Source organism: Anaerostipes faecis, assembly GCF_910574135.1.
Lineage (GTDB): Bacteria > Bacillota > Clostridia > Lachnospirales > Lachnospiraceae > Anaerostipes > Anaerostipes hominis.
Genome location: NZ_CAJSYK010000005.1, coordinates 122289 through 149152 on the forward strand (window position 1 = coordinate 122289; position 26864 = coordinate 149152).

Here is a 26864-nt window from a genome sequence, read left to right on the forward strand (position 1 = left end):
TCTTATTTCTCTGATTCAGCGGAACAAACTGCCGCTGATCACAAGCTTCTGAATTTCATTGGTGCCTTCATAGATCTGTGTGATCTTGGCATCTCTCATCATGCGCTCTACATGGTATTCTTTCATGTAACCGTTGCCTCCGAGCATCTGTACGGCTTCCTGTGAAACCTGCATAGCCGCATCGGTACATACCATTTTTGCTTTAGCCGCAGAGATAGAGTAACTGCGTCCTTCCTGTTTATCCATAGCAGCTTTATAAAGCATATACTGTGCCTGTTCAATCTGTACAGAGAGTTCCGCCATTTTAAACGCCAAATACTGATTTTTAAACAGTGGTTTTCCAAACTGCTGGCGGTCTTTCAGGTACTGGAGAGCGATGTCATAAGCGCCCTTTGCAATTCCAAGACCCTGGGCAGCAACACCGATTCTTCCGCCGTCCAAGTCTTTCATGGCAACAGCAAATCCCCTGCCTTCCTCACCTACCATATTTTCTTTTGGAACTCTTACATTTTCAAAGATAATCTCTGAAACCTGAGCACTTCTGATCCCACATTTGTTTTCGATCGTGCCGACAGAAACTCCCGGCATAGCTTTTTCTACGACAAAAGCAGATAATCCTTTTGTTTTCTTTTCCGGATCTGTCAGGGCAAATACAAGGAAGTAGTCAGCCAGAGGTCCGTTTGTGATAAAACATTTCAGACCGTTCAGAACATAAGCTTCGCCGTCCCAGAGAGCGGTTGTCTTACATCCGGCAGCGTCAGAACCTGCTTCCGGCTCAGTAAGACAGAAAGCACCCATCTTTTTACCGGACAGGACATCCGGAAGATATTTCTTTTTGAGCTCTTCGCTGGCAGAGTTGATCAGACCGCCGGAGAAGAGGGAAGTACATACAGAATAAGCAATTCCTACGGAAGAGTTTACTTTGGAGATTTCTTCTACAGCTAATACATAAGAGAGATAGTCGGCTCCCTGTCCGCCGTATTCTTTTGGAAATGGAAGACCGATCAGGCCCATCTGTCCCATTTTTGCATAAGCCTTTTCAGGGAATTTCCCTTCTTCATCATCTTTTAATACAGTTGGAAGCAATTCAGTCTGAGCCAGTTGTCTTGTAATATTCTGAATGGATAACTGCTGGTCGGTTAATTGAAAATTCATATTGAAACCTCTTTCTGTGTGAGCTTGGCAATCATTGCCGGAATCACATCATTTAAATCTCCTACAATCCCATAATCACAGATGCCGAAGATCGGCGCTTCTGGGTCTTTATTAATTGCAACAATATATTTTGATTCATTCATTCCTGCCAGATGCTGGATTGCGCCTGAGATACCACAGGCGATATAAATATCCGGACGTACCGTGGTTCCTGTCTGTCCTACCTGATGGGAAGCATCGATCCATCCAGCCTCTACACAAGCTCTGGAAGATCCAACTTCCGCACCGAGGACATCAGCTAACTCTTGAATCAAATGGAATCCCTCTGCGGATTTCAATCCCCGGCCTCCGGATACGATGATCCGCGCGTCTGTCAGATTGACCTGTTTCTTTTCTTTTTTAATAATTTCTACAAGCTTTGCTCTGATATCATTTTCTGAGAGATCCGGAATAAAAGTTTCCATTGTTCCGGCAGCCGTTTCCTGATGGATGGCTTTCTCCATGACGCCGGGTCTTACCGTAGACATCTGCGGCCGGTTCTTTGGGCAGACAATGGTGGCCATAAGGTTCCCTCCGAATGCAGGCCTTGTCTGAAGAATTTTTCCGTCTTCTGCGTCAATCTCAAGTTTTGTACAGTCTGCGGTAAGCCCTGTTCCAAGCCGGGCAGCAATCCTTGGTCCGATATCGCGGCCGATTGAGGTTGCGCCTACCAGAACAATCTCGGGTTTCTTTTCCTGGATCAGCTGTACAAAAGCGGAAGTATAGCCGTCGGTTGAAAAGCTTGCAAGGAGCGGATGTGACATATAGTAAACGACATCAGCGCCATAGTGAAGAAGCTTTTCAACTTCTGATTCAATTTTGTAACCTGGTATTACAACAGCAAGTTTTTTCTTAAGCTGATCGGCCAGCTTGCGGCCTTCTCCCATCAGTTCGATCGTAACGGGCTGTATGTTCCCTTCCCGTTGTTCTCCAAGGACCCAGACATCTTCATATGCACTCAGGTCGATTCCCTGGTTTACTTTTGCTCGTTCCATTTTCTGTCCTCCTTAAATCAAATTTGCCTGCAGAAGCTTCTCAATGAGGGTTTCCGCTTTGTCTGAATCCGTTCTTCCTTCGATGATCTCACTTTGTTTCGATTTAACAGGGACAAAGGAACGGTAAACATTGGTGGGAGAACCTTTTAGTCCGATCTGAGTCTGATCTACATCCAGATCAGAAAGACCTAACATCTTGATTTCTACATCTCCGTCATAAGCTCTGAAAATTCCCTGTACGGTCGGGAATCTTGGCTCGTTCAGTTCCTTGATGGCAGTCAGGAGTACCGGCAGTTTAGTGCGGATCTTATAGTCTCCTGTTTCCGTAAATCTTGTTACATTCAGAGCGTCTCCATCGCACTCGATATGTTTTGCATAGGTGATCTGTGGAATGCCAAGAAATTCAGCGATTTCAGGTCCTACCTGTGCGGTATCACCGTCAATGGCCTGTCTTCCGCATAGGATCAGGTCATAATCTCCGATTTTTTCAATGGCTGCCGCAAGGATTGTGGCAGTAGCCCATGTGTCAGATCCTCCGAATGCCCGATCGCTCACCAGATATGCATGGTCTGCTCCCATTGCAATCGCTTCTTTTAATGCATCTGCAGCCTGAGGAGGTCCCATACTTACGACGGAAACTTCGGCTCCTGTTTCTTCTTTCAGGACAAAGGCAGCCTCCAATGCATTTTTATCATCCGGATTGATAATGCTTGGGACTCCTTCCCGGATCAGTGTCCCGGTCTCCTGGTTGATCCGGACTTCGTTGGTATCCGGAACCTGCTTTACGCATACAATGATCTTCATGCTTTCCCTCCCATTACTTTCCGTTAGAATTTAAAACGGCTCTTGAGATCACGACCTTGTGGATCTCAGAAGTACCTTCATAGATTTCAGTGATTTTGGCGTCTCTGTACATGCGTTCTAAAGGATAGTCTTTCATATAGCCATAGCCGCCATGGATCTGAAGGGCAAGATTCGTAACAAATCTTGCATTTTCAGAAGCGTTTAATTTTGCGATGGCAGCTTCTTTTGTGTGTGGCTGGCCAGTGCTTTTTAAATAAGCGGCATAGTAGATCATCCATTTTGCACACTCGGTTTTTGTGGCCATATCTGCAATATACCACTGAAGACCCTGAAGAGCTTTGATCGGGTTTCCGAACTGAACCCTCTCGTTCATATACTTGACACTCTCATCAAGCGCACCTTCTGCGATTCCCAGCGCCTGTGCTGCAACACCGATTCTGGCGCCGTCCAGAGCATTCATGGCCATCTTGAATCCGGCGCCTTCTTTGCCTACAAGATTTTCTTTTGGAACACGGCACTGGTCAAAGATTAATTCTGCGGTTTCTGAACCGTGGATTCCCATTTTGTTCTCAATCTTACCGACAGAGAATCCTGGTGTTCCCTTTTCTACTAAAATACAAGATAATCCTTTGACTCCTTTGGATGGGTCGGTCAGAGCAAAAATAAGAAGATATTTTGCCTGGCCTCCGCCGGAAATAAAGCATTTTGTACCATTTAAGACATATTCTCCAGTTTCCTCATCAAAAACAGCCGTTGTCCTTACCGCAGCGGCATCGGAGCCGGCATTGGGTTCTGTCAGCGCAAAAGCTGCAAGGTGTCCGCCGGATGTCACTTCCGGTAAATATTTTTTCTTTTGTTCCTCACTGCCGAACTTTAAAAGTACAGAAGCAAAGATGGTGTGAATAGACAGAATACCTGCCGTGGCTGCACATTTTTTTGCAAGTTCTGTGACTGTGATCACCTTATCAATGTCATTGCCTCCGCTTCCGCCGTATTTTTCCGGAGTCCCGATTCCAGTAAGACCGAGCCTTGCCATCTGCTCAAATGTATCTCTCGGAAAGATCCCGGTCTGATCCACATCTTCGGCCCGGGGCCCTACCACTTTTTCAGCAAATTCACGGACTGTCTTTTTCAGCATTTCCTGTCCGTCTGTCAGTTTAAAATCCATTTTTACCTCCCGCTCTCCTAATTACATTACGCCTTCGGCTTTTAGTGATTCCAGCTCCTCATCCGTGAGACCAAACACTTCTTTGTTATGCTGTCCCAACAGAGGAGCAGGAGTGTCTACACTGCCTGGAGTCTCAGTCAATTTGATCGGACAACCCTGGAAATACATTTCTCCGATGGTCGGATGATCCATGTGAACCATCATCTCTCTCGCCTGGAAATGCGGATGGTCGATGGCTTCCTGCATATCCAGTACAGGACCGCATGGGATACCGGCTTTGTCAAACAGAGCTTCGATCTCTTTTTTTCCTTTGGAGGAAGCCCATTCACTTATGAGCTGCTGCAGACCATCTTTGTAGTTTTTGCATCTCAGATCATTTGTCTTATAACGCGGATCATCGAGCAGGTCTTCCCGGCCGATGGTCTCACAGAAAGTTTTAAACAGGCGGTCGTTGCCCACACCAATCGCAATATATCCATCTTTGGCTTCATAGATATCAAATGGAGCGATCGAAGGGTCGATATTTCCCTGACGCTGAGGGATCACACCATCCATAGTCGTCGTAACAATGGCGTTTTCCAGCAGACTGAAAATGGTGTCTGCCATAGCAACATCTACCTGCTGTCCCTGTCCGGTGCGTTCTCTGTTAAACAGTGCCATCAGGACGCCTACACACAGATAGATTCCGGTCACATTGTCAGCGATAGAAGGCCCTACTTTGGTAGGAGGAGAGTCCGGGAATCCCGTCATGTTTACCATTCCTCCCATAGACTGGGCAACAATATCGTAACAAGGACGGTTAGACAGCGGACCGTACTGTCCGAAGCCGGAACCGGAAGCATATACGATGCTCGGATTGATCTTTTTTAATGTTTCATAATCTACTTTTAATTTTTTGGATACACCGGCCCGGAAATTTTCAACGACCACATCGGCATCTTTTACTAAATCATAAAAGATTTGTCTGGCCTTGTCGTTTTTAAGATTCAGGGTGACCCCTTTTTTATTACGATTTAAGAATGCATAAAACCCGCTTTCACCACTTTTTTCATCGATCGGTCCCCAGCTTCTGCACTGGTCTCCCTGGATAGGCTCAAATTTTATGACATCGGCTCCGTTGTCTGCCAGCAGGGTCGTGCAGAACGGTCCGTTATATGCATGTGTCAGATCCAGAACTTTAACGCCTTCTAATGCTTTCATGTACTCCTCCTTTTATCTAAGCTTTCATTTTATGTTCCGGAATTTCATAAACAAAGAATGCCTCGGTTGAGATCTCCGGATCGCTGAGCATATCAATAGAACTTTCAAATTCAGGTTCTTCAGGAATTTGGGCCACTTTAAAAGAACGGCACTGAATGTAGACTTTATTTCCTTCAGTTTTTGTGACTCTTGCGATGAATTCCATATAATCCCCGGCAAAGACAGGGTTATATAAACGGATCTTTTCCACAAGGCAGCATCTTCCTGTATTGCCGCATACTTTTGCCATTAAGCGGTCTGCGGTATCACCCATATAAGTAATGGAGCGTGCGCCGTTTACTACACCTCCGCCATAAAATTCATCTCTGCTTGACATTCTGTATCTCATTGTTACTGTCTGTTCGCTCATATCAAAACCTCCTTGATTTGTTTATATCTATCCTAATATGTAATATTAATCGATTGCTTTCCATGGATCTTTGACCGTTCCATCCGGCTGTACTCCCCGCTGAAGTTGTTTTTTAACTACGAGGATAACGTTTCCTTCTGTGATCAGCTTAGGTTCATCAAAATAGTACATATCTCCATCCTTAGCGCCTTCGATTCCGAGTCTCTTTGCAGGAGTAGCCACTTTAAAAGTCTGGATCAGGCAGGTCCTTGATGTGTTTCCTACTTTGACCATAGTTGCCTTAAAGTCCAGCTGGTCTCCCACGTAAGCATCTTCCATGAATTTCACATCGTTATAACCGAGGCAGAGGGATTCGTCCCCATCATTTAAAATCATCAGTTCTGTCTCTACATCGCCGATGAAATCAAACTGTCTGCCAACCGGGATTACACCTTCCGGATTATTGGCATCTGCTGTAGTCATTTTGTAGCTTAAAAATGCTTCTGTTCTCATAATTTCTTACCTCCTGTGGCTGTTTAATTTTTGCTCTTGACTTTACTTTAATGCATCCGGCAAATGCACAGTCAATGGCTATTTTAGAAATGGCTGGGGACTTTTTTAGGTAAAAGAAAACAACTGTCCTGTGGGGGAGGGTTGATTTTAATGATAATTATCAGAGATCTTATGAAACGGTAAGAACTTTTTGCTTCCATGGTTACGTTTTACATGTGGATATACATTAAGGAGGGATAAAAATAGGGAAGACTTTTGTCTGAAGAAATTATCAGATATAGGCAAATGAGTATGGAAATAGTATAATGACAATAGTTGTAAAAATGACACACAAAGTTTGAGACAGGGGGCAGCAAATGAAAAAGTATATAGTCAGTATTGGCTTGCTTGTTATTTTTCGAGACGGATGTTACATTGAAAACAGATGGGAGTTATTTTATAACCGAAGGAATTTAGGTGGATTTTCTTAAACCCAGGCACGGTATTTATCGGAACATACCGGTTCGCGGAATGCAGTCTTATAAAGATAAAGAGAATAAGGAGCATAAACTTTTATATTATGCTGATTTGAAATTAGATGTAAATAATATCAATACATATGCATCGTATGCTAAAAAGAATGGAAATTTTGTACTAAACTGGGTAATGAAAAGACAAAAGTAAACAGTGGAAATATTCTATTCCAAAAGGAAGTCGGTTTACGATACATTTCCCGAAAAAAATAAGATCTTCACAGATTAAATTTTACACAGGAGGAACCATTTCTTTCGACGATGAATGTTCCGGAGCGAATGACAGGGGCAGTAGAAGCAACAGAAGAAAAATTAAAGAATTATTATCAGGATATGATTTATACAGAAGGGTCCAGAGTGGCAAGATTCATCAGCAGTATTCTGACCATGATACCAATAGCAGCATTTATGATATGTAGTACACAGTACGGGATATTAAGTGAAGATGAGCAGCACTATGAAATGTATATGTTTGCTGCAGTGTGTATTGGCTTTTTTATTATATTGCATGTTACAGATCACTGGTATTCTTTGTCTTTGGAAGACAGAAAAAGAGATCTGATTACTGCAGGTATTCTATTGACCGCATATATGAAAAAAAGAACGAAGCAATGTGTTGAGTGGATGGGATATCTTGTCGGGCTAAGAGATTTCATAGAAAATGCAGAACTGGACCGAATGAAAGCTCTGGGTGAACAGTTTCCGAATCTATTCTATCATATATTTCCTTATGCTTATGTATTTGGTCTGTCAGAAATCTACGCAGATAAGCTGGAGAAGCTGAATGTGGAAATGCCGGTTTGGAAGCGCTGAAGGGGATTACATATTCAGGGCTCAATATATGAAAGACTTTCATCAGGATTTTAATACATCGATTAACATAGACAGTTCTTCAGGTTCCGGAGGAGGTTTCGGAGGAGGCGGCAGCCGGTGAGATCGGTGTGGCAAAAGGAGTGTTTTTCCAAAAGAACTTGTAGAATCCTGTAACGGCATGGTAATATAAAGGGAAATACAGGAGGTTGAAAAAGTGGGAAACAAAAAAGTTCTCAGAATGGTGCAGATTGCTCTGTTCATAGCCATCATTTTTATTATGACATTTACACCGCTTGGATATTTACGACTTGGGATACTGGAAATATCGCTCCTTACGATCCCGGTAGGGGTGGGAGCCATGATTTTTTCACCGGCAGCCGGAGCAGTGCTGGGACTGTCATTCGGACTTATCAGTTTTGCAAGATTTTTTGGGATGAATCCATTCGGGGCAGTCCTGGTTGGGATCAATCCGTTTTATGCCTTTTTGGTGGCAGTGCCTACAAGGACGCTTATGGGATTTTTGACAGGAGTGATCTTTAAGGCGCTGAGCAGAGGCAAAAGCGCTAAGACTGCCCGCTATTATATCGGAGGTTTTTGTGCGCCGTTTCTAAACACCGTATTTTTTATGGGTGTCATGGTACTGTGCTACTGGAATACAGAATACTTCCAGAACCTCAATTCTACCATGGGCAATCTGAATCCGCTGATGTTTATCTGTGCATTTGTGGGAGTCAATGCAGTGGTCGAAATTCTGGCAGGGTCTGTCGTCGGAGGCACAGTCGCGAAGATCCTTCATAAGGCACTGAAAAATACTTAGGCAGCATGCAGAGTGAAAAGCAAGAACAGCAAGACAAAAACAGGTTCCGCTGGTTGGACGGAACCTGTTTTTATATTTAATGAAAAGAGAGGATTAAAATATATGAAAAACTATATTTAAAGTATATCAGAATCCTTTCGAGATACAATGTATAGAAAATAAACAATTATAAACGAAATATAAACAAATCTTAGAAAATTCTTAGGGAACTTATTTTGTATACATATTGTAATATTCTTCGCTTGTCATTACATCTGCAAACTTCTCATTTAAGGAGGCCATATAAACATTATGAACGGTATCGGCAGACAGAACTGATCCGTTCCAGTTTAAATCTTTTGCTGCACATGTATCTGAAAGAAGAGTTACATGATATCCATAATCCTTTGCAGCACGTACTGTTGTGTCCACACACATGTGCGTCATCATTCCGCATATGACGAGATCCGTGATTCCTGCATCGCTGAGTTCTTTTTGTAAGTCTGTCTTATAGAAACTATTGGGATAATTCTTAACAATAATTTTTTCACTTTCAAGTGGAGTAATTGAATCGTGGATACATGACCCGAGTGTTTCCGGAATAAAAAAATTTGCATTTGAATCAGATAAATGCTGAACATAAAATACGGGCAGGTTTTCAGCCCTGAATGACCGGAGCAGCCTTTTGATCGTATTTAATGCCTCATCTGGATGAACCAGCTCACATTTTCCGCCTGCAAAATAATCATTCTGCACATCGATAATCAATAATGCTTTTTTCATTCTAACATATCCTTTCTGTAATGAAATTAGTTGTTACAGAAAAGAATAAAAGAAAGATATGAGAAAGTAAATTACTTACTTTTTCGTATATACAATATTTAATAAGGGATACCTTTTCTGTCCAGTGAATCCTTCATGCCATGGTGAAGCATATGATCGATTCCGATTTCCTGCATGATCTTTACAGCAGCAAGCATTTTTTCACCCTGTTCTGTTAAATAGTATTCCACTCTGAGGGGATATCCCTCAAATGTTTTTTTAGTTACTAATTCAAACTGCTTCAACTCATTTAATTGTTCTAAAAGCATTTTTTGAGTAATACCTTCAATGCCGCGGTGAAGTTCAGAAAAAGAACACTTTCCTTTTCTTAGCTGGAAAATAATTATAGTTTTCCATTTGCCTCTTATCATGTCGTGGACAAGTTCTAAAGGACAGGTATAATTCTCTCTAAGTTTCATTTTATCATCCTCCATTATAAAGAGAATAACATAGAACAAGGGTGTTTAAAACAGCTGATACTGGTCAGTTGTCTTAAAACACCCTTGTCCTATGTTTAATGAAAAGAGAGGATTAAAAATATATATGAAAAACTATTATACCAGGCAGGGAATACATCCGGTAATTATGTACCCTGCAGGATTAAGGCATGTTTAAAGTATATCAGAATCAATACTTAATTCAATGTATAGAAGATAAACATTTCTAAATGAAGTATAAACAAACCTTAGAGAAATCTTATGAAACAAAAGAAAAAAGGCTTATCCTTCTTTAATAAAAAAGTTTTGTATACTCCGTTTGTGTATCTGCAATATGATAAATATATATGATGTCTTTCATCTGCCGATAGATTGCTATATGTTTTTTACAGATCACCATTCTGTATACTTTTTCATTCAGCCAGGTATCGGGAGTTACAGATCCTGAATTGGGGAATTCCGACAGGCGTTCTATGGTGTCTAAAATGTGTTCGCTTACCTTTAGTGCTGTTTCTGAGTCAAACTGTATAAGATAATAATCCTCTATTTTTTTCAGGTCTTCCCATGCAGTCGGAAGAATTTCAATTTTACATTTCATTTGCCCGCTCCTGCAGTTTTTTTCTTGCCTCTGAAACACTGAGTGTTTTTTCTCCCTCAATTCGTTCCTGTTCTGCCTGAAGAACTTTTGCCCGCAGCTGTAAAATCTGATCTCTCTTCTCAAAAGCAGCAATGTCCATGAGAACCAAATCTCCTTCGCCATTTTTGGTTATATATATCGGCTCCTTGGTTTCTTTTGCAAGTTTTGAAATAGTAGTATAGTCATTTCGCAATGATGCGGATGCTTTGATGATCATTTTTCTACACCTCTCTTATATACATATTTTTATATAATTATATCAATATAATGATATAAAGTAAAGGGCGTTAAAAATTTTAAAAAAACCGTTGACAGATAAAAAAACAAATGATATTATTATCTCAACAAGAAAACAATAACAATTACTGTTATTAAAAAATCTTGGACAGAAAATAAAAAAAACAAAACATAGAATCAAAAGAAAAGGAGATCATTATTATGAAGAAATGGGTTTGTACAGTATGCGGTTACGTTCACGAGGGAGATACTCCACCGGAGAAATGTCCTACATGCGGAGTTCCGGCAGAGAAGTTCAAAGAGCAGACAGGAGACAGAGAGTGGGCTGCTGAGCATGTAGTCGGAGTGGCACAGGGAGCCAGCGAAGACATCATGACAGATTTAAGAGCAAACTTTGAAGGAGAATGCTCCGAAGTAGGCATGTATCTTGCGATGAGCCGTGTAGCACACAGAGAAGGATATCCAGAAATCGGATTATACTGGGAAAAAGCTGCACTGGAAGAAGCAGAGCATGCATCAAAATTTGCCGAACTGCTCGGAGAAGTCGTGACAGACAGCACAAAGAAAAACCTTGAGATGAGAGTAGAAGCAGAAAATGGGGCGACAGCAGGTAAGTTTGACCTTGCAAAAAGAGCGAAGGCAGCAAACTTAGACGCAATCCATGACACCGTACATGAGATGGCAAGGGATGAAGCCCGCCATGGAAAAGCTTTTGAAGGATTACTGAAGAGATACTTCGGATAGACCTTAAGTATTTCCCACAGCCAGATCAAAGGCTGTAAAAAAGAAATTCATACACTTTTCTTGATCATACACCTCTATTTCATATGAGAAGCCGGGAGCATTCCCGGCTTCTTTTGCACATAAATGAATCTTACAGCATACCCTATGAATATGCTGCGTCGTTTGCGCTGAAAGATGCGCACTACGCGCTGGGATGTTTTCCGTCTGTTCAGGATGGGTATACTAAAGATAAAGATCCGAAACAGCTAAGCAAAACGAATTATGAGGTGAAGATTGAGATGTTAAATGAAGAAAAGATTTGTTCAAGAATGGTAGAAATGGCAAACCGCTCAGACGGAAAGAAAGGACTTTACTGTATTTGCAGCCATATGGGCTGGGCAGGCTTCCTTTCAGACGGCGGCAGGGTTGAAATTCCATTGGAAGGAATACCGGGACATATTAAAACAGACAGCATTAGGATTGATCGGAGAATACCCGGGGAATGGCTGCACAACTACCGGGTTTCAGCAGAAAAAATTTGTTTTTCCAATTATATTCCCGGGGAGGTAATGCTGAAAACAGACGACCGGATGGGAAGAGAAAAGAGTATTGTGCTGCATGTGAAGATCCACAGGGACAGAATGTCATAGTTCCCTGCAAAGATATTTAGTGGTATACTGGTATCAAACATAAAAGGAGGAAAAGAGAATGATAGCATTGATAGTTATATTAGTAATTGCTGCAGTATTGGTGATCTGGCTGATCAGTTCGTATAACGGGTTTATTACCCTGAGAAATAAGACAGAGGAGGCATACTCTGCGATGGATGTATCCCTGAAAAAGCGGTATGATTTAATCCCAAATTATGTGGAAACCGTTAAGGGTTATGCAAAACATGAGGCGGGGACGCTGGAAAAGGTAGTGTCAGCCAGAAATATGGCCATGGGAGCTTCAGATCCGGAAGAAAGGCTTGCCAATGAAAATGTACTTACCGGCGCACTGCGTTCTTTATTTGCGGTCGCGGAAGCTTATCCGGATTTGAAAGCAAACCAGAATTTTATACAGCTTCAGGATCAGCTTCAGAGGATCGAAGAAGAGATCGCAGGTTCCAGAAGATATTACAACGGAGTTGTCAACAAGTACAATACCAAGGCAGAGATGTTCCCTGGAAATATTGTGGCAGGTATTTTTAAATTCACAAGAAAACCATTGTATGAGATCAGCGATGAGGCTGAGCGTGAGAATGTAAAAGTATCGTTCTAGTGCTCTGACGCAGGGAGGTCATTATGAAAAAATTATGGGGCTCCGGCTTCATCGCAGTTGTCCTGCTGGTCCTGTGTATAGGGGCAGGATCTGCACTGGAAAGCATATCAGGGCTGTCTCCGTCCAGTGTGGAGTCAGACCCTTACATGTATACAAAGCAGTTTGAGACAAAGGTTGTGGTTGGAAACGACGGTTCCTATGACATTACAGAAAAAATAAACGTGAGATTCATGGAAGACCGTCATGGCATTTACCGCTATATCCCAAGAAAAGGGACCATAGCTTCCTATGATAAAAAGGGGAAGATTCAGAAAACACCTTTCTATGCTTCTGTAAAACTGCTCCGTGCCAATGAAACTGTGGATGAGAGCAGTGAAAACGGCAGCAGGGTCTTACGGTTTGGAGATGAAGACAAGACAGTGAGGGAAGGGATTTATAAGTTTGAATACCTTCTCAGCCCGAAATTCCAGCAGAAAAGTTATGATAACATCTACTATAATATTTTTCCGACACAGTGGCAGAACCAGATTCCGGCAGGGAGCAGGTTTACCATCCAGTTTCCGAAAAAGTTTGATATGGACCGGCTGAAGTTTTACTGTGGGGAATATGGATCGACAAAAGAGGCCGGAGATATTCTGTCGCTGGAAAAAGACGAAAAAAATCTTACAGTGACAGGGACTTTGAAGAAAAGTCTTCCACTTGGTTCCGGTCTTACCTGCTTTGCAGAAATGGATGCCGGATATTTCAGCGGGAACCAGCAGCTCACTGCAGTCCCATGGATAATATTAATTCCATCGGTGATCATATTCGCAGTTGTCCTCTGTATGTTCCTTATGTTCGGCAGGGATGAAAAAATTATTCCATCGATCCAGTATCAGCCGCCGGAGGGACTTGACAGTGCCGGAGTGGGCTACATCATCGATGGAAAAGTTCAGGACAAGGAAATGCTCTCCCTGATTCTTTACTGGGCAGACAGGGGATACCTCACCATTGAAGAAAAGAAAGGGAAGCTTACCTTCCATAGAAAGTCGGATCTTGAAGCTTCGGCGCCGGCATACCAGAGGATTATGTTTGACGACTTATTCAACGGTAAGGATGATGTAAAGATTGACGATCTGAAATATAAATATGCGGATACTCTTAATGTGGCAAAAAGTAAACTCATCCGGTATTTCGGAAGAGAAAAGCATTTTAGTATTTATACATCGGCTTCAAAAGCGGCAAGAGGGATCTCAATGGTGCTTGCGGCTCTTCCTTTGGGATTATTTATGGCGGTTACAAGTGTTTATTCGTATACGGGGATCGCAAGGATCATCGTTCAGACCATTTTATGGATGTTGTTGTTCGGTGGGATGATCTTATTTACAGCCGCGGTGGACAGCTGGTATGCCAAAAGCAGGGACAGCAGGAGGCTGTGGGTATTCTGGGGTCTTGCTTTAAGTTTTCTGTCTGCGGCAGCTTACACAGGAAGCTATGTTGTAAGAGTCAGAAATGGAGAGATTTTCAGCTATATCTGGGTCCTGGCCGCAGTGCTTGTTATGACCGGCGGAATGATCCTGATGACCGGATTTATGAAAAAGAGAACCCATCAGTGTATTGAGTGGATGGGGTATTTGGCGGGACTCCGTGATTTCATTGAGACCGCGGAGCTGGACAGAATGAAAATGCTGGCAAAAGATCAGCCGCAGATGTTTTATCACATCATGCCGTATGCCTATGTATTCGGTCTTTCCGATGTGTTTGCTGAGAAATTAAAAGATCTCGGTCTGTCTGCGCCTGACTGGTATGAAACAGACCGGCAGTTTACATTTTTTGATTATTATATCTTTAACCGGTGTTTAATGGGAAGTATGGCCCATGTGACGAATACTCTTTCCGTGCCGGAACCCCCGAAAACATCATCCGGAAGCGGAGGCTTCGGAGGAGGCTCCTTTGGCGGAGGGGGATTCTCCGGGGGCGGTTTCGGCGGAGGCGGAGGCGGAAGCTGGTAGAAGAAAATGAAAGGTGGAGGAACAAGTGTATAAAAATGTTTCAAAGTTATTGATCTATGGTGATATGGAGCCTGACTCCATTCTGATGCAGCTCAGTGATATTTTCCGCTGCATGGATGAGAAAAGCCAGACGAAGGAAGTTTTGACGACCAGGGTTTTCAGGCAGATCAAACGTATCCTTCAGGTGGCGACAGACTATGGATTCGATGAGAACCTCTGGCATAACTACCTGACATTTCTGCTGATCACCAATGAAAATCCATTCAGCATTACCTGTGAAAAGGTAGGCGCCAGAGAAGGAAGCGTGAATTATTTTGCGGAAAATGATTTCCGGGCATTTAAGGAGCTGTTTGACTATGACTTTTCGAAGATTGAAGAATATCTGGGAGTGGACTGCTTCAGCCGTCTTTCTGACTATAAAGCGATTGGAAAGCCGGAGCTTATGTATAACAAAAATGTCAGCGAGAAAGTCCGGGCGCTGAGCCGGGAGTTGGAGCAGACGAGCGATGAACATGAATATTTCCGGGTAGTCACAAACTTTTATAAGGCTTACGGCGTGGGAATGTTCGGACTTAATAAGGCTTTCAGGATCGAGGAAAAAGCCGGAGGGGGCATTACATTCCGCGCAATCAACAATATGGATAAGGTGACTCTGTCCGATCTGGTCGGATATGAGATCCAGAAGAAGAAGCTGGTCGATAACACGGAAGCCTTTGTCCAGGGGCGCAAGGCGAACAATGTGCTGCTGTTCGGAGACAGCGGTACCGGTAAATCTACCAGTATCAAGGCCATTGTCAATCAGTATTATGACCAGGGCCTGAGGATGATCGAGATATACAAGCATCAGTTTAAAGATTTGTCCAATGTGATCGCACAGATCAAAAACCGGAATTATCGTTTTATTATTTACATGGACGATCTGTCTTTTGAAGAGTTTGAGGTAGAATATAAATTCTTAAAGGCAGTTATTGAAGGCGGCGTGGAGACAAAGCCGGAAAATATCCTGATCTATGCTACATCCAACAGGAGGCATCTGATCAAGGAGACTTGGAGCGACCGGGATGATGTGAAGAATGAAAACGGTATGCACAAGTCCGATACGATGGAAGAGAAATTGTCTCTGGTAAACAGGTTCGGTGTAACAATAAGCTACTCTAAGCCTACTCAGAAGGAATACTTCAACATTGTGATACAGCTTGCAAGAAAAGAAGGGATCACGATGCCGGATGAGGAACTGCAAAAAGAGGCCAATAAATGGGAATTGTCCCACGGGGGAATATCCGGAAGGACGGCACAGCAGTTTGTGAATTATCTGATGGGAATTGAAAAGAGTGAAACCTGATAGGATAGAAGAGGGGCCATGCAATGATTTTGCTGCATGGCCCCTTTTGTAGACACAGCATTTTTTAGAGAAGATGGAATTTCATACCCGTCAAGTTGTTTTTGTTTACAATGCTTCCACGCTTCAGATTTTAAAGGCCTCTCTGGCCTGCCTGGAACACCTTCTTCCGACGGTGAGAATAATACCGGTGTGCCCTGTGGGAATACTTTTTCAGGAAGACGGCATCATCATCACATAAGATGATTCTCATAATCAGGCACCTCCATCTGATCTGCAATTTCTAAAAACGTGTCTACAATGTCGGGGTCAAACTGTGTGCCGCGGTTATTTTTCAGTTCCTGCAGTGCAATTTCCGGGTCCATTCCTTTTCGGTAGCACCGGGTGGCAGTCATAGCGCTCGTGGTGATATAGTGTCCCTTCACAGAGTCCGGGAAGCATTTTAATATCCTTTAGGATGTAAGCACCGACAATGGTATGGTTTTTCATCATTTCATATTCTTCTGGAGTCAGTTTGTCCTGTTTTTTCAAAATAGCATCTGGAACGCCTATTTTTCCTACATCATGTAGTAATGCAATAAAATATACGTTCTCACAGTCGTCTTCCGTATACCCAAGATGCCGTGCGATCTGTTTTGAATAGTATGCAACTCTCATAGAATGTCCATTGGTATCAGGGGCCTTGGCATCGATTGTGTTGGCTAAAGCTGCCATAGTCTGAATATAGGCGGTTTCCATCTGACGGATTTTTTCATCCAGTTTCTTCTGAAGATCTCTTCGATACTCCAGCAGTTCGAGTGCCTTCTCAACTCTGCTTAAAAGCACCTCTTTTACAACTGGCTTGCCAATGATGTCATATGCTCCCATAGATATACAGTCGGCTTCTGTCTGATCACCTGTACCGGAAGTTAAAAAGATTACTGGAATTTCAGAAAGATCTGGTGCTCCATGGTTTTTAACGCAGTAGTTCCGGAAATGGCCGGAAAGACATGATAGGAATCTTTCAGGAGCATCATGACCTGGTTCAGGACAGTCTTGCCATGATCATATTGCAGACATCGGTAATCAAAGCAGAAGTTCAGAAATATTCAGGATTGCATTCATAGACGTGCGGATCTCGTGGGTCATATTTGCAAAAAAATCCATTTCATGCTGAGTAAACCAGTCATCGGGCTGTACCGGAGTACAAAGCTCATTGCCTCTCTGCCTGCTATCTACTATTATAGTATAACAAGTGGAAAAGAAAAAGGTGTTATCATACGCCAATAACGAAAGGAATCACCGTAGGCAAAGGCCATGTTGTCATCAGTGCCAATCAGATTTATAAGTATAAGAAGAATCAGAGATAGAAAATGCGGGCTGTATCCTATTATAATCAATCTGTAATTAATCATCAGCTGAGGAAGGACAGCTGCAAATTTTTTTCTCAAAAATGAAATAAACTCCTTTTGCAGAAGAGCCGTCCGGCAGACCGGGCGGCTCTTCTGGCAATTCAAAGTACATTTTATTTCTTATACCGATACACATCATTGGCACTCACCACAACATCTCCCGGATGCAGGGTGATATTTCTCGCTTCTAAGAGCTCCGATACCGTACACACCTGAAAGCCTTTCTTTTCAAGCTTAGGGAGTACCTTTTTCACAGCTTCCGCCGTAGGAGCATGAATGTCATGCATCAGGATGATATCTCCATCCCTGGCCTGCTTTAAAATGGCATCAGCGGTCTTATCTGCATTCAGTGTTTTCCAGTCCAGAGTATCAATACTCCACAGGATCAGCGGATCTTTGACCGTATTTTTGACGGTTCTGTTAATAGACCCGTAAGGCGGCCTTAAAAGTCCTACATCAGATCCGGTGACAGAAGCAATGGCTTCATTCATCCGTGACATCTGTTTTTTTACACCCTTTTTACCGAGCTTTGTGAGCAGAGGATGGTTCCAGGAGTGTCCGGCGACTTCATTGCCTGATTCCTCAACTTTTTTTACAAGGTCAGGATAATATTTTGCATTCTGGCCAAGCATAAAAAAGGTAGCCCTTGCATTGTTTTTATCCAGGGCTTTGAGTATTTTCTCCGTATTTTTTCTGGAAGGTCCGTCATCGAATGAAAATGCAATGAGTTTTTTCTCGGGATTGACTCGTTTGGGAAGAAAGGGGAAATCACCCAGATTAAATTGTGTAATTTCGCGGAGAATCTTCCGGCTCTTTTGAATCTCTCCATTGGCAGCCGAGGATTCCTGAAGAGAACTTGTCTCTTTACTGGTCCTGAACAGGTAGATGCCCTGAAAAACAATGATTGACAGCATTAAGATCAGCACTGCAGTTTGTCCTTTGTTTAATCCTTTTTTCATTTGTGCCTCCTATCCATACATAGTATTTCCGTTTTCCAGCAATCCTTGACAAAAGAACATGGAAAGGCAGGGTGAAATTACAAGCTATAATTTATTGTATGTGAACAGATCTGAATATATAATGAGTTTTTTTCATTGTTTTTGGGCGGAAGCTTCTGTTTGGAAGATTACATGGAACAAGAAAAATTTGTGTTATAATAAATATCATATTGTGAGAATTTTTGAATAACCCTTATTTGACGGAGTATAAAGGAGATGGTCTTTATGGACATCAAGAGAATCGGAGAGGCGGGACAGCTCAGATCGATGGATGTGGTAAACGGATTTGAGGTCCGTCCGGGGTTTTACTTACAGAACGGCGCCACAGCGATCGAAGGAGGCGTGAGTTTCACCGTACATACGAAAAACGGGACTGCATGTACATTAGTTTTATATAAAAGAAAGGCAAAGGAACCTTTCGCTGAAATACCGTTTCCGGAAAATTACCGGATCGGAAATGTTTACTCGATGATCGTTTTCGGCCTGGATATCCGGAAAATCGAATACAATTACAGAGTTGACGGACCGAAGGATTTAAAAAAGGGACTCTTGTTTGACAAGGAGCGGTATCTTTTAGACCCTTACGCAAAAGCCGTCACAGGTCAGAGCAACTGGGGAGAAAAACCCGAGTACAGCAGGGACTGCTACCGGGCCAGAGTCGTCTCCAATGACTTTGACTGGGGAAGAGCCAGGAGAAAACCTGCGGATATGCGGGACCTTATCATCTATGAGCTTCACACCAGGGGATTTACAAAACACCATACGTCAGATGTAAAACATCCGGGTACCTTTGACGGGATCAGGGAAAAGATTCCCTATCTGAAGGATCTGGGCATCAATGCTGTGGAACTGATGCCTATTTTTGAATTTGACGAGACGAGGGATACCAGGTATGTCAATGGAAAGAAACTTCTGGACTACTGGGGTTACAATCCTGTGAGTTTTTTTGCGCCGAATACAAGCTACAGCTCGGAGAAAGAATTTAACAGAGAGGGTACAGAGCTTAAATACCTGATCCGGGAACTTCATGACAATGATATCGAAGTGATCCTGGATGTGGTGTTCAACCACACGGCGGAGGGAAATGAGAACGGTCCGTTCATATCTTTTAAAGGATTTGACAATAATATATATTATATGCTTACGCCGGACGGAAAATATTATAATTTCAGCGGCTGCGGCAATACACTGAACTGTAACCACCCGGTCGTTCAGAATATGATCCTGGACTGTTTAAGGTATTGGGTGACGGATTACCGGATCGACGGATTCCGGTTTGATCTGGCGTCTATTCTCGGAAGAAGTGAGGACGGTTCACCCTTAAGCAAGCCTCCGCTTTTGGAAAGGCTGGCATTTGACCCGATCCTGGGCCGTGTGAAATTAATCGCAGAGGCATGGGATGCCGCGGGTCTTTATCAGGTGGGTACGTTCCCGTCATGGAACCGGTGGTCTGAGTGGAACGGCAGATACAGGGACGATATGAGAAGATTCCTGAAAGGAGATCCGGGCCTTGTGAAAGCCGCGGCCCAGAGGATGAGCGGCTCCAGGGATATCTATGACAGGGAGAGCCGCGGCGATACAGCTTCGGTAAATTTTATTACCTGCCATGACGGATTCACTATGTGGGATCTTTATTCCTATAATGAAAAACACAATCTGGATAACGGATGGGACAATACAGACGGAGACAACAATAATAACAGCTGGAACTGCGGTGCAGAAGGGTGGACTGACCGGCAGGATGTGATAAGGCTCAGGAAAAAGCTTGTGAGAAATGCTTTTGCGGCGCTGATGACCAGCCAGGGTGTCCCGATGATGTATGCGGGGGATGAATTTTTAAATACCCAGTACGGCAATAACAATGCCTACTGTCAGGATAATGAAATCTCGTGGCTGAATTGGGATCTGCTTTTGGAAAATCATAAGATCTCTCAGTTTGTCAAAGAGATGATCCGGTTCAGAAAAAAACATCCGGTGTTAAGATCCAGAGGGAAGAATGCGCTGTGCGGACTGCCTTCGGTCAGCTTTCACGGAGAAGAGCCGTGGAAGTTTAAGGAGGATTACGAAAACCACCTTCTGGGCGTCCTGTTTGCCGGGAGAGAAAAAGATAGTGACACAGATGACATTGTTTATGTTATGATGAATATGCATTGGGAGCCGCATACCGTGAGGCTTCCGGAACTTCCACTGGATTATTTCTGGGAGATTTTTTCAGACACGGCCGACGAGCCGAAAAACGGCCGGCTGCCCGGAGGGGAGATCCGGCTGGAAGAGCGGAGTATTATCATATTAGAAGGGAACCAAATGGGACGGAAGGGAAATGTCATCTGTCTCTAAAGATAAAGTTTAAGTAAAGGAAGAGAATGTAAGATGTGGATTGCAGATCAGTGGAACGATTATGAAGTTTTAGATACTTCTTGTGGTGAAAAATTAGAAAGATGGGGAGACTATTATTTAGTACGGCCGGACCCTCAGGTTTTATGGCAGACACCAAAGAAGTTAAAGCAGTGGAAGAAGCCCAACGGACATTATCACAGGAGCAGCAAAGGCGGCGGACAGTGGGAGTTCTTTGATCTCCCGAAGACCTGGGATATCAGGTACAGGGAGCTTATATTTCATTTGCAGCCATTCAGTTTTAAACACACAGGAGTTTTTCCGGAGCAGGCGGTGAACTGGGATTGGTTTTCAGATAAGATCAGAAAGGCCGGGCGCCCTGTGAAGGTGCTGAACCTGTTTGCCTACACAGGAGGCGCGACATTAGCGGCAGCCGCAGCCGGGGCAGCCGTCACCCATGTGGACGCTTCCAAAGGCATGGTAAACTGGGCAAAGGAGAATGCCCAGGCTTGCGGCCTGAAAGACAAACCAATCCGATGGCTGGTGGACGACTGTGTGAAATTTGTAGAGAGGGAGATCCGCCGGGGGAACCACTACGATGGGATCATCATGGACCCTCCGTCATACGGCCGGGGACCGAAAGGAGAGATCTGGAAGATCGAGGAGAAGATTTTTCCGCTTGTTCAGCTCTGTACAAAGATTTTGTCGAAGAACCCCTTATTTTTTCTGATCAATTCTTATACGACCGGACTTCAGCCGGCTGTGCTTTCCTATATGCTGGGAACGGAAGTCAAATCAAAGTTCGGCGGGAAAGTGACGGCAGATGAGATCGGGCTGCCGGTTTCTTCAAATGGCCTTGTTCTGCCATGTGGAGCCTCAGGCAGATGGGAATCGGTATAGATATTTCAGAAATCTTAATTTTTGCTGAATTTTGTTGGAATACGTAAAAAACAATTGAAATTTTTCTAACTTTGTTTATAATTAAAAAGAGCGTGTATACGAATAATTGACATTTAACATAATGATAATAATAGAAAATTCGAAAGGGGAATTTTGAAACATGGCAGGTTCAGATATCGGAATTGATTTAGGTACGGCCAGTGTCCTGGTTTACGCAAAGGGCAAAGGAGTCGTTTTAAAAGAGCCATCCGTAGTGGCATTTGACAGAGATACAAACAAGATCAAGGCAATCGGGGAAGAAGCCCGTCTGATGCTGGGAAGAACACCGGGGAATATCGTGGCAGTGCGTCCGCTGCGCCAGGGTGTGATTTCTGACTATACAGTGACAGAAAAGATGTTAAGCTACTTCATCAACCGCACCGTCGGAAAGTCTATCTTCGGACGGAAGCCGCGCATCAGCGTGTGTGTGCCAAGCGGCGCCACAGAAGTAGAGAAAAAGGCAGTTGAGGATGCGACCTACCAGGCAGGTGCAAGGGAAGTATCCATTATTGAAGAACCTGTTGCGGCAGCCATCGGCGCTGGAATTGATATCGCAAAGCCATGCGGAAATATGATTGTTGACATCGGAGGAGGAACAGCCGATATCGCCGTTATTTCCCTTGGAGGCGTTGTTGTCAGCACTTCCATCAAAGTTGCCGGAGATGATTTTGATGAGGCAATTGTGCGCTACATGCGCAAAAAACATAACTTACTGATCGGTGAGCGTACTGCTGAGGACATTAAGATCAACATCGGTACAGTCTACAAACGTCCGGAAAATGCAACGATGGATGTCCGCGGAAGAAACCTTGTGACAGGACTTCCAAAGACCGTTACCGTTACATCCGAAGAGACAGAAGAGGCTTTAAGAGAGCCTGCTTACCAGATCGTAGACGCTGTTCACAATGTACTGGAGAGAACTCCGCCTGAGCTTGCGGCCGATATCTCAGACCGCGGGATCGTTCTGACCGGAGGAGGATCTCTGATTCAGGGTCTGGAAGAACTGATCGAATCTAAGACAGGAATTAACACGATGACAGCAGAAGATCCTCTGACAGCAGTTGCCATCGGAACGGGAAAATACATTGAATTTTTATCCGGAGAAGACAAAAAGGGCGAGAAATAATCACTTAGTTTTTCAGCACTTTTTTATGCCGGAAGAGGACAACCAGGGTATTTTATCCTGGTTGTTTTGTTACGCCGGGCGTTTGGATAAAGGAGGGGAGAAGCATGGGACGGATTTCCGGATATGTTGACCATGTCCGTTTTCGGAATGAAGACAATGGATATACGGTTCTGAGTCTTGATATGGACGGCGATGAGGAGACTGTGGTCGGTGTGTTCCAATTTCTGCACGAAGGCGAGTATATGGAACTGGAAGGTGAATATGTGGAGCATCCGGTACATGGACCCCAGTTTCAGATGACTTCTTATGAGGTTACTATGCCGGATGACATTCAGAGCATGGAACGGTACTTGGGTTCCGGGGCCATCAAAGGGGTTGGCCCTGCGATTGCCAAGAGGATTGTCAAAAAGTTTAAGATGGATACCTTTCGCATCATTGAGGAGGAACCGGAGAGGCTTGCAGAGGTAAAAGGAGTCACTGAAAAGAGAGCACGCAGCATTGCAGTGGAGTTTTCCGAGAAGCAGGAAATGCGTCAGGCCATGATGTTTCTGTCCGACTATGGGATTACCACCAATCTGGCGGTGAAGATTTTTAAGGAATACGGTGATAAGCTGTACGGCGTAATTCAGAATAATCCTTATCAGATGGCGGATGATATAGAAGGCGTAGGATTTAAGATTGCTGATGAGATCGCCAGACAGGTAGGCATCGGCAGCAGTTCGGATTACCGGATCATATCGGGCATTTTTTATACCCTGATGCAGGGCCTTGCGTCGGGGCACATCTATCTGCCCAAAAAAATCCTTTTAAGAAATACTTCAAGGATGCTTGAGGTGGAAGAGGAGATGATTGAACCTCATCTTTTGGACATGATGATAGAGAAAAAGATCATAATAAAGGAAGAAGAGGACCAGACAAGAATTTACGGGGCGGCCCAGTATTATCTGGAACTTAACACGGCCAGGATGCTGTGTGATCTCAATATGACTTACGATGTGTCTGTTTCCGAGGTGAGGACCATGATCGCAAAAATTGAAGACGGTCTTCAGATCACCTTTGCGGAGAAACAGAAAGAAGCCATAGAAGCCGTTGCCGAAAATGGAGTCGTGATTCTGACCGGAGGACCGGGAACGGGAAAGACAACTACGATCAACGGAATGATCCGCTACTTTGAGTCTGAAACTCTGGATATCAGACTCGTGGCCCCCACAGGGAGGGCGGCAAAGCGGATGACAGAGGCTACCGGATATGAGGCAACCACCATCCACAGGCTGTTGGAACTGAACGGGGATTCCAGCAGCGGGGACAGCATGAAGTTTGAACGAAATGCCGCTAATCCTGTTGAAACCGATGTGATCATCGTGGATGAGATGTCCATGGTGGATATTTTTCTGATGAATTCCCTTTTAAGCGCTGCGGTTCCGGGTACAAGGTTTGTGTTCGTCGGAGATGCCAACCAGCTTCCTTCCGTCGGCCCGGGAAATGTGCTGAAGGATATGATCGCTTCGGGATCTTTTAAGGTGGTGGAATTGAATCAGATCTTCCGGCAGGATGAAGCCAGTCACATTGTAAGCAATGCCCACAGGATCAATGAGGGGAAGTCTATTGAGCTCGATAACAAGAGCAGGGACTTTTTCTTCCTTGAGAGAGAGAGGCTCGGAGATATTTTAGGTGTTCTGGTATACCTGGTGAGAGATAAGCTGCCCGCTTATGTAAATGCCAAGCCGTATGATATCCAGGTGCTGACTCCTATGCGCAAGGGGGAACTGGGTGTCGATAAGCTCAACGAAGTGCTTCAGGAATATCTGAATCCTCCGGCGGAGGAAAAACAGGAGAGACAGGCAGTTTCCTGCCTGTTTCGTGAAGGCGACAAGGTCATGCAGATCAAGAACAATTACCAGATGGAGTGGGAAGTAAAGAATGAAAAAGGATTTACCGTAGAAGAAGGCAAAGGTGTATTCAATGGCGACATCGGACGGATCATAAGGATCAATGACTACACGGAGAAAGTCACGGTAGTCTTTGACGATATCAGGGCAGCGGAATACTCTTATTCCATGCTGGATGAACTGGAGCTTGCCTATGCGGTGACGATCCACAAGTCACAGGGAAGTGAGTATCCGGCAGTGGTCATGCCTCTGCTTACGGGACCGAGAGTTTTGTTTAACAGAAATCTTCTCTACACTGGAGTAACCCGTGCAAAACAGTGTATTACGATGGTGGGCCGGAAGTCAACAGTACAGCAGATGATCGAGAACGTAAATGAACAGAAGAGATATTCGACGCTTTGTCAGAGGATCAATGAACAGGAAGAACTGATGCCTTAGGTGCCTCGGTTCTTTTTGATCTTTAATACTGATATCATCCTTTTTCAGACGGCAAAGTCTGCATAAGTGCAAAGAAATATTGAGGTTCACCGGTACTGAAGTATTTGTACCACGATTCCAATGTGTCTGATTGAAAAACATCTAAATACTCAATAATGTGTTTTGTCCACAACAAAGCCCCGGTGCAGCTTGCAGTAATAAGGTTGTTTTCTGCTACTGATGGCTTGTCTATATAAAAACTTTGTCCGTTATAATCAGGAGAAACCATTTCAAGAAATCCCGGCCCGTTACTGGTATGCGGACGCTGATCTAATAGCCCAAAGTTGGCAAGCGCTGCAGTAGCCCCGCAAATTGCACATACCGCAGCACCTAAAGTAAGAAATTCACTTGCTTTCTCGATGACAGCGACATGCTTTGGGTCGTTCCATGTATCTGCTCCCGGCAAGAGCAGCATACTTGTTTTACTCACAACAATATCATTAATTAAGCAATCCGGCACGATGGTCAGCCCGCCCATTGTATGGATTGGTTCCCTAGAATAGCTGACCATTTTAAGCAATACATGTTGCGCGCCCTTTTTGAAAAATTTTCCGGAATTAAGCTCCGAAATAACATGTCCCAGTTCCCAGTCGGCTAAAGTATCAAGAACATAAACATAAATTGTAAACATAAATTTCCTCCATTTTCATTGTTTCATTGATTTGTTTGCTTCATCATTGTACTATGTAATTGTTGACAGCATTATGGCCATAATCTAAATCGAAAGGCGATTATTAAATGAAAGTAGACAGACTGGTCAGTATTATTATGATACTCCTTGATAAAAAACGTATAGGTGCACAGGCGTTAGCAGATATGTTTGAAGTTTCACCCCGCACAATCTACCGCGACATAGACGCTATTAACATGGCGGGGATTCCTGTTCGCGGGGCATCAGGAGTAGGCGGCGGCTTTGAAATCATGCCGGAATACAAGATTGATAAAAAGGTCTTTTCTACTGCTGACCTTTCCGCTCTTCTGATGGGGCTTTCCAGTCTTTCCAATATAGTCCGGTGTGATGAACTGGTGCATGCTCTTGCGAAAGTAAAAAGTTTTATCCCTGCCGACAGAGCGAAAGATATTGAATTAAAATTAAATCAAATATGTATAGATTTAAGTCCATGGCTGGGTAACAGCAACATACAAACATATTTAGAAATTATCAAATCAGCTTTGCAGGAAAATAAACTACTTTCGTTTGAATATATAGCCCACCGCGGAAAAAGCACCACGCGAACAGTTGAGCCGTATCAGCTTGTAATGAAAAGCAGTCATTGGTATTTACAAGGATATTGCCATAAAAGAAAAGATTTTCGTTTATTCAGACTATCTCGTATGTCAAACCTACAAATGCAAGAGGAAACTTTCGCACTTCGAGATTATCAAAAACCAATTTTAGACTTTACAGATACGTTGGAGACTTTGCAAACAGAAATCAAAATCCGAATTCATAAATCTGTGATGGATAGAGTGCTTGATTTTTGCTCTTATGAAGATTTTTCACCAGCCGGTGAAGAGCATTACATTGTCAGCTTTCCCTTCATAGAGAACGAATACTACTACGATATTCTTTTAAGTTTCGGGGATAAATGCGAGTGTTTAGAGCCATCACATATCCGCGAAGAAATGAAACGCAGAATTCATGACATAGCTGCCTTGTATCAAAACTAAGATAAAAATTAAATAAATTTAATTAAGAGATTTATGAAAAAATCCTGTCAACAGGCGTTTCAGCTGTTGGCAGGATTTTTTATTTCATAGGATTAGGGTGTCAAAAGGTCATTGACCTTTGATATAAATTTGTACCTTGAAAATTTAACACGATATATCAATCCATCCGAACATTTGGTAAAATATAAATATCAAATATCGAGGTGA

At 43.5% G+C, this 26864-nt stretch carries 26 protein-coding genes; 12 read left to right on the forward strand and 14 right to left on the reverse strand.

Annotation, left to right across the window (positions count from 1 at the left end; translation table 11 throughout):
- Window positions 1-15 precede the first annotated feature (15 nt).
- From QGT46_RS05430 to QGT46_RS05460, 7 genes are read right to left on the reverse strand one after another with little or no spacing between them, the layout of a single operon-like run.
- Window positions 16-1155 (reverse strand): acyl-CoA dehydrogenase family protein, encoded by a 1140-nt coding sequence (locus QGT46_RS05430; protein WP_148459390.1) that lies wholly within the window; start codon window positions 1153-1155, stop codon window positions 16-18.
- Window positions 1152-2189, reverse strand: coding sequence for an electron transfer flavoprotein subunit alpha/FixB family protein (locus QGT46_RS05435; RefSeq protein ID WP_024729178.1), 1038 nt, complete (start codon window positions 2187-2189; stop codon window positions 1152-1154). The genes QGT46_RS05430 and QGT46_RS05435 overlap by 4 nt, the downstream gene beginning before the upstream one ends.
- 12 nt (window positions 2190-2201) lie before the next feature.
- A complete protein-coding gene (locus QGT46_RS05440; protein WP_024729179.1) occupies window positions 2202-2993 on the reverse strand; it encodes an electron transfer flavoprotein subunit beta/FixA family protein in 792 nt (263 codons plus the stop codon).
- Between the two features lie 13 nt (window positions 2994-3006).
- Entirely contained in the window at window positions 3007-4161 is a 1155-nt protein-coding gene (acrC, locus tag QGT46_RS05445) for an acryloyl-CoA reductase (RefSeq protein ID WP_148459389.1), read from the reverse strand.
- A gap of 21 nt (window positions 4162-4182) precedes the next feature.
- Window positions 4183-5361: a CaiB/BaiF CoA transferase family protein gene (locus tag QGT46_RS05450; protein WP_148459388.1), complete on the reverse strand. Its 1179-nt coding sequence runs from the start codon at window positions 5359-5361 to the stop codon at window positions 4183-4185.
- Window positions 5362-5377: 16 nt separating this feature from the next.
- Window positions 5378-5770 (reverse strand): hotdog fold domain-containing protein, encoded by a 393-nt coding sequence (locus QGT46_RS05455; protein ID WP_024729182.1) that lies wholly within the window; start codon window positions 5768-5770, stop codon window positions 5378-5380.
- A gap of 45 nt (window positions 5771-5815) precedes the next feature.
- Window positions 5816-6262 carry a beta-alanyl-CoA:ammonia lyase gene (locus QGT46_RS05460; RefSeq protein WP_148459387.1) on the reverse strand — a complete coding sequence of 149 codons (447 nt, stop codon included), beginning with the start codon at window positions 6260-6262 and terminating at the stop codon, window positions 5816-5818.
- 773 nt (window positions 6263-7035) lie between these two features.
- Between QGT46_RS05460 and QGT46_RS05465 the strand changes: the two genes are divergently transcribed.
- Both QGT46_RS05465 and QGT46_RS05470 read left to right on the forward strand, forming a co-directional pair.
- Window positions 7036-7587: a DUF2207 family protein gene (locus QGT46_RS05465; RefSeq protein WP_024729185.1), complete on the forward strand. Its 552-nt coding sequence runs from the start codon at window positions 7036-7038 to the stop codon at window positions 7585-7587.
- Between the two features lie 214 nt (window positions 7588-7801).
- Window positions 7802-8404, forward strand: coding sequence for an ECF transporter S component (locus QGT46_RS05470; protein ID WP_024729186.1), 603 nt, complete (start codon window positions 7802-7804; stop codon window positions 8402-8404).
- 210 nt (window positions 8405-8614) lie between these two features.
- On the opposite strand, the gene QGT46_RS05475 is transcribed toward QGT46_RS05470, so the two are convergent.
- The 4 genes from QGT46_RS05475 to QGT46_RS05490 form a co-directional block, all read right to left on the reverse strand.
- Complete coding sequence (locus QGT46_RS05475; protein WP_024729187.1) at window positions 8615-9166, reverse strand: cysteine hydrolase family protein; 552 nt, start codon at window positions 9164-9166, stop codon at window positions 8615-8617.
- A 98-nt stretch (window positions 9167-9264) separates the two neighbouring features.
- Window positions 9265-9624 (reverse strand): winged helix-turn-helix transcriptional regulator, encoded by a 360-nt coding sequence (locus QGT46_RS05480; protein ID WP_024729188.1) that lies wholly within the window; start codon window positions 9622-9624, stop codon window positions 9265-9267.
- A gap of 310 nt (window positions 9625-9934) precedes the next feature.
- On the reverse strand, window positions 9935-10240 hold the full coding sequence (locus QGT46_RS05485; RefSeq protein WP_024729189.1) for a type II toxin-antitoxin system RelE/ParE family toxin: 306 nt from the start codon (window positions 10238-10240) through the stop codon (window positions 9935-9937).
- Window positions 10230-10496: a type II toxin-antitoxin system prevent-host-death family antitoxin gene (locus QGT46_RS05490; protein ID WP_024729190.1), complete on the reverse strand. Its 267-nt coding sequence runs from the start codon at window positions 10494-10496 to the stop codon at window positions 10230-10232. The genes QGT46_RS05485 and QGT46_RS05490 overlap by 11 nt, the downstream gene beginning before the upstream one ends.
- A 221-nt stretch (window positions 10497-10717) precedes the next feature.
- On the opposite strand from QGT46_RS05490, the gene QGT46_RS05495 reads away from it, so the two are divergent.
- The 5 genes from QGT46_RS05495 (at window position 10718) to QGT46_RS05515 (ending at window position 15835) form a co-directional block, all read left to right on the forward strand.
- Window positions 10718-11260, forward strand: coding sequence for an NADH peroxidase (locus tag QGT46_RS05495; RefSeq protein ID WP_024729191.1), 543 nt, complete (start codon window positions 10718-10720; stop codon window positions 11258-11260).
- A gap of 113 nt (window positions 11261-11373) precedes the next feature.
- On the forward strand, window positions 11374-11889 hold the full coding sequence (locus QGT46_RS05500; protein ID WP_301589880.1) for a hypothetical protein: 516 nt from the start codon (window positions 11374-11376) through the stop codon (window positions 11887-11889).
- Between the two features lie 58 nt (window positions 11890-11947).
- Window positions 11948-12502 (forward strand): LemA family protein, encoded by a 555-nt coding sequence (locus QGT46_RS05505; protein ID WP_024729193.1) that lies wholly within the window; start codon window positions 11948-11950, stop codon window positions 12500-12502.
- Between the two features lie 23 nt (window positions 12503-12525).
- The gene (locus tag QGT46_RS05510; protein ID WP_148459386.1) at window positions 12526-14493 is read left to right on the forward strand and encodes a DUF2207 domain-containing protein; all 1968 of its coding nucleotides are present in this window, start codon (window positions 12526-12528) and stop codon (window positions 14491-14493) included.
- Window positions 14494-14518: 25 nt separating this feature from the next.
- On the forward strand, window positions 14519-15835 hold the full coding sequence (locus tag QGT46_RS05515) for an ATP-binding protein (RefSeq protein WP_024729195.1): 1317 nt from the start codon (window positions 14519-14521) through the stop codon (window positions 15833-15835).
- A 324-nt stretch (window positions 15836-16159) separates the two neighbouring features.
- On the opposite strand, the gene QGT46_RS05520 is transcribed toward QGT46_RS05515, so the two are convergent.
- Together QGT46_RS05520 and QGT46_RS05525 are read right to left on the reverse strand one after the other, a co-directional pair.
- Entirely contained in the window at window positions 16160-16699 is a 540-nt protein-coding gene (locus QGT46_RS05520) for an HD-GYP domain-containing protein (RefSeq protein ID WP_148459385.1), read from the reverse strand.
- A gap of 637 nt (window positions 16700-17336) precedes the next feature.
- Window positions 17337-18182, reverse strand: coding sequence for a polysaccharide deacetylase family protein (locus tag QGT46_RS05525; protein ID WP_024729196.1), 846 nt, complete (start codon window positions 18180-18182; stop codon window positions 17337-17339).
- A gap of 264 nt (window positions 18183-18446) precedes the next feature.
- Between QGT46_RS05525 and glgX the strand changes: the two genes are divergently transcribed.
- The 4 genes from glgX to QGT46_RS05545 all read left to right on the forward strand — a co-directional run bounded on the left by glgX (window position 18447) and on the right by QGT46_RS05545 (window position 24947).
- Complete coding sequence (gene glgX / locus QGT46_RS05530; RefSeq protein WP_148459384.1) at window positions 18447-20558, forward strand: glycogen debranching protein GlgX; 2112 nt, start codon at window positions 18447-18449, stop codon at window positions 20556-20558.
- Window positions 20559-20591: 33 nt separating this feature from the next.
- On the forward strand, window positions 20592-21455 hold the full coding sequence (locus QGT46_RS05535; RefSeq protein ID WP_024729198.1) for a class I SAM-dependent methyltransferase: 864 nt from the start codon (window positions 20592-20594) through the stop codon (window positions 21453-21455).
- Between the two features lie 160 nt (window positions 21456-21615).
- Window positions 21616-22620, forward strand: coding sequence for a rod shape-determining protein (locus tag QGT46_RS05540; protein WP_006568322.1), 1005 nt, complete (start codon window positions 21616-21618; stop codon window positions 22618-22620).
- 104 nt (window positions 22621-22724) lie between these two features.
- Window positions 22725-24947: an ATP-dependent RecD-like DNA helicase gene (locus QGT46_RS05545; RefSeq protein ID WP_148459383.1), complete on the forward strand. Its 2223-nt coding sequence runs from the start codon at window positions 22725-22727 to the stop codon at window positions 24945-24947.
- 34 nt (window positions 24948-24981) lie between these two features.
- Here the strand turns inward: QGT46_RS05545 and QGT46_RS05550 are convergent, their stop codons facing one another.
- Window positions 24982-25617, reverse strand: coding sequence for a DJ-1/PfpI family protein (locus QGT46_RS05550; RefSeq protein ID WP_148459382.1), 636 nt, complete (start codon window positions 25615-25617; stop codon window positions 24982-24984).
- Window positions 25618-25724: 107 nt separating this feature from the next.
- Here QGT46_RS05550 and QGT46_RS05555 point away from each other — a divergent pair, with 107 nt between their 5' ends.
- Window positions 25725-26657 (forward strand): helix-turn-helix transcriptional regulator, encoded by a 933-nt coding sequence (locus QGT46_RS05555; RefSeq protein WP_148459381.1) that lies wholly within the window; start codon window positions 25725-25727, stop codon window positions 26655-26657.
- Window positions 26658-26864: the final 207 nt, after the last annotated feature.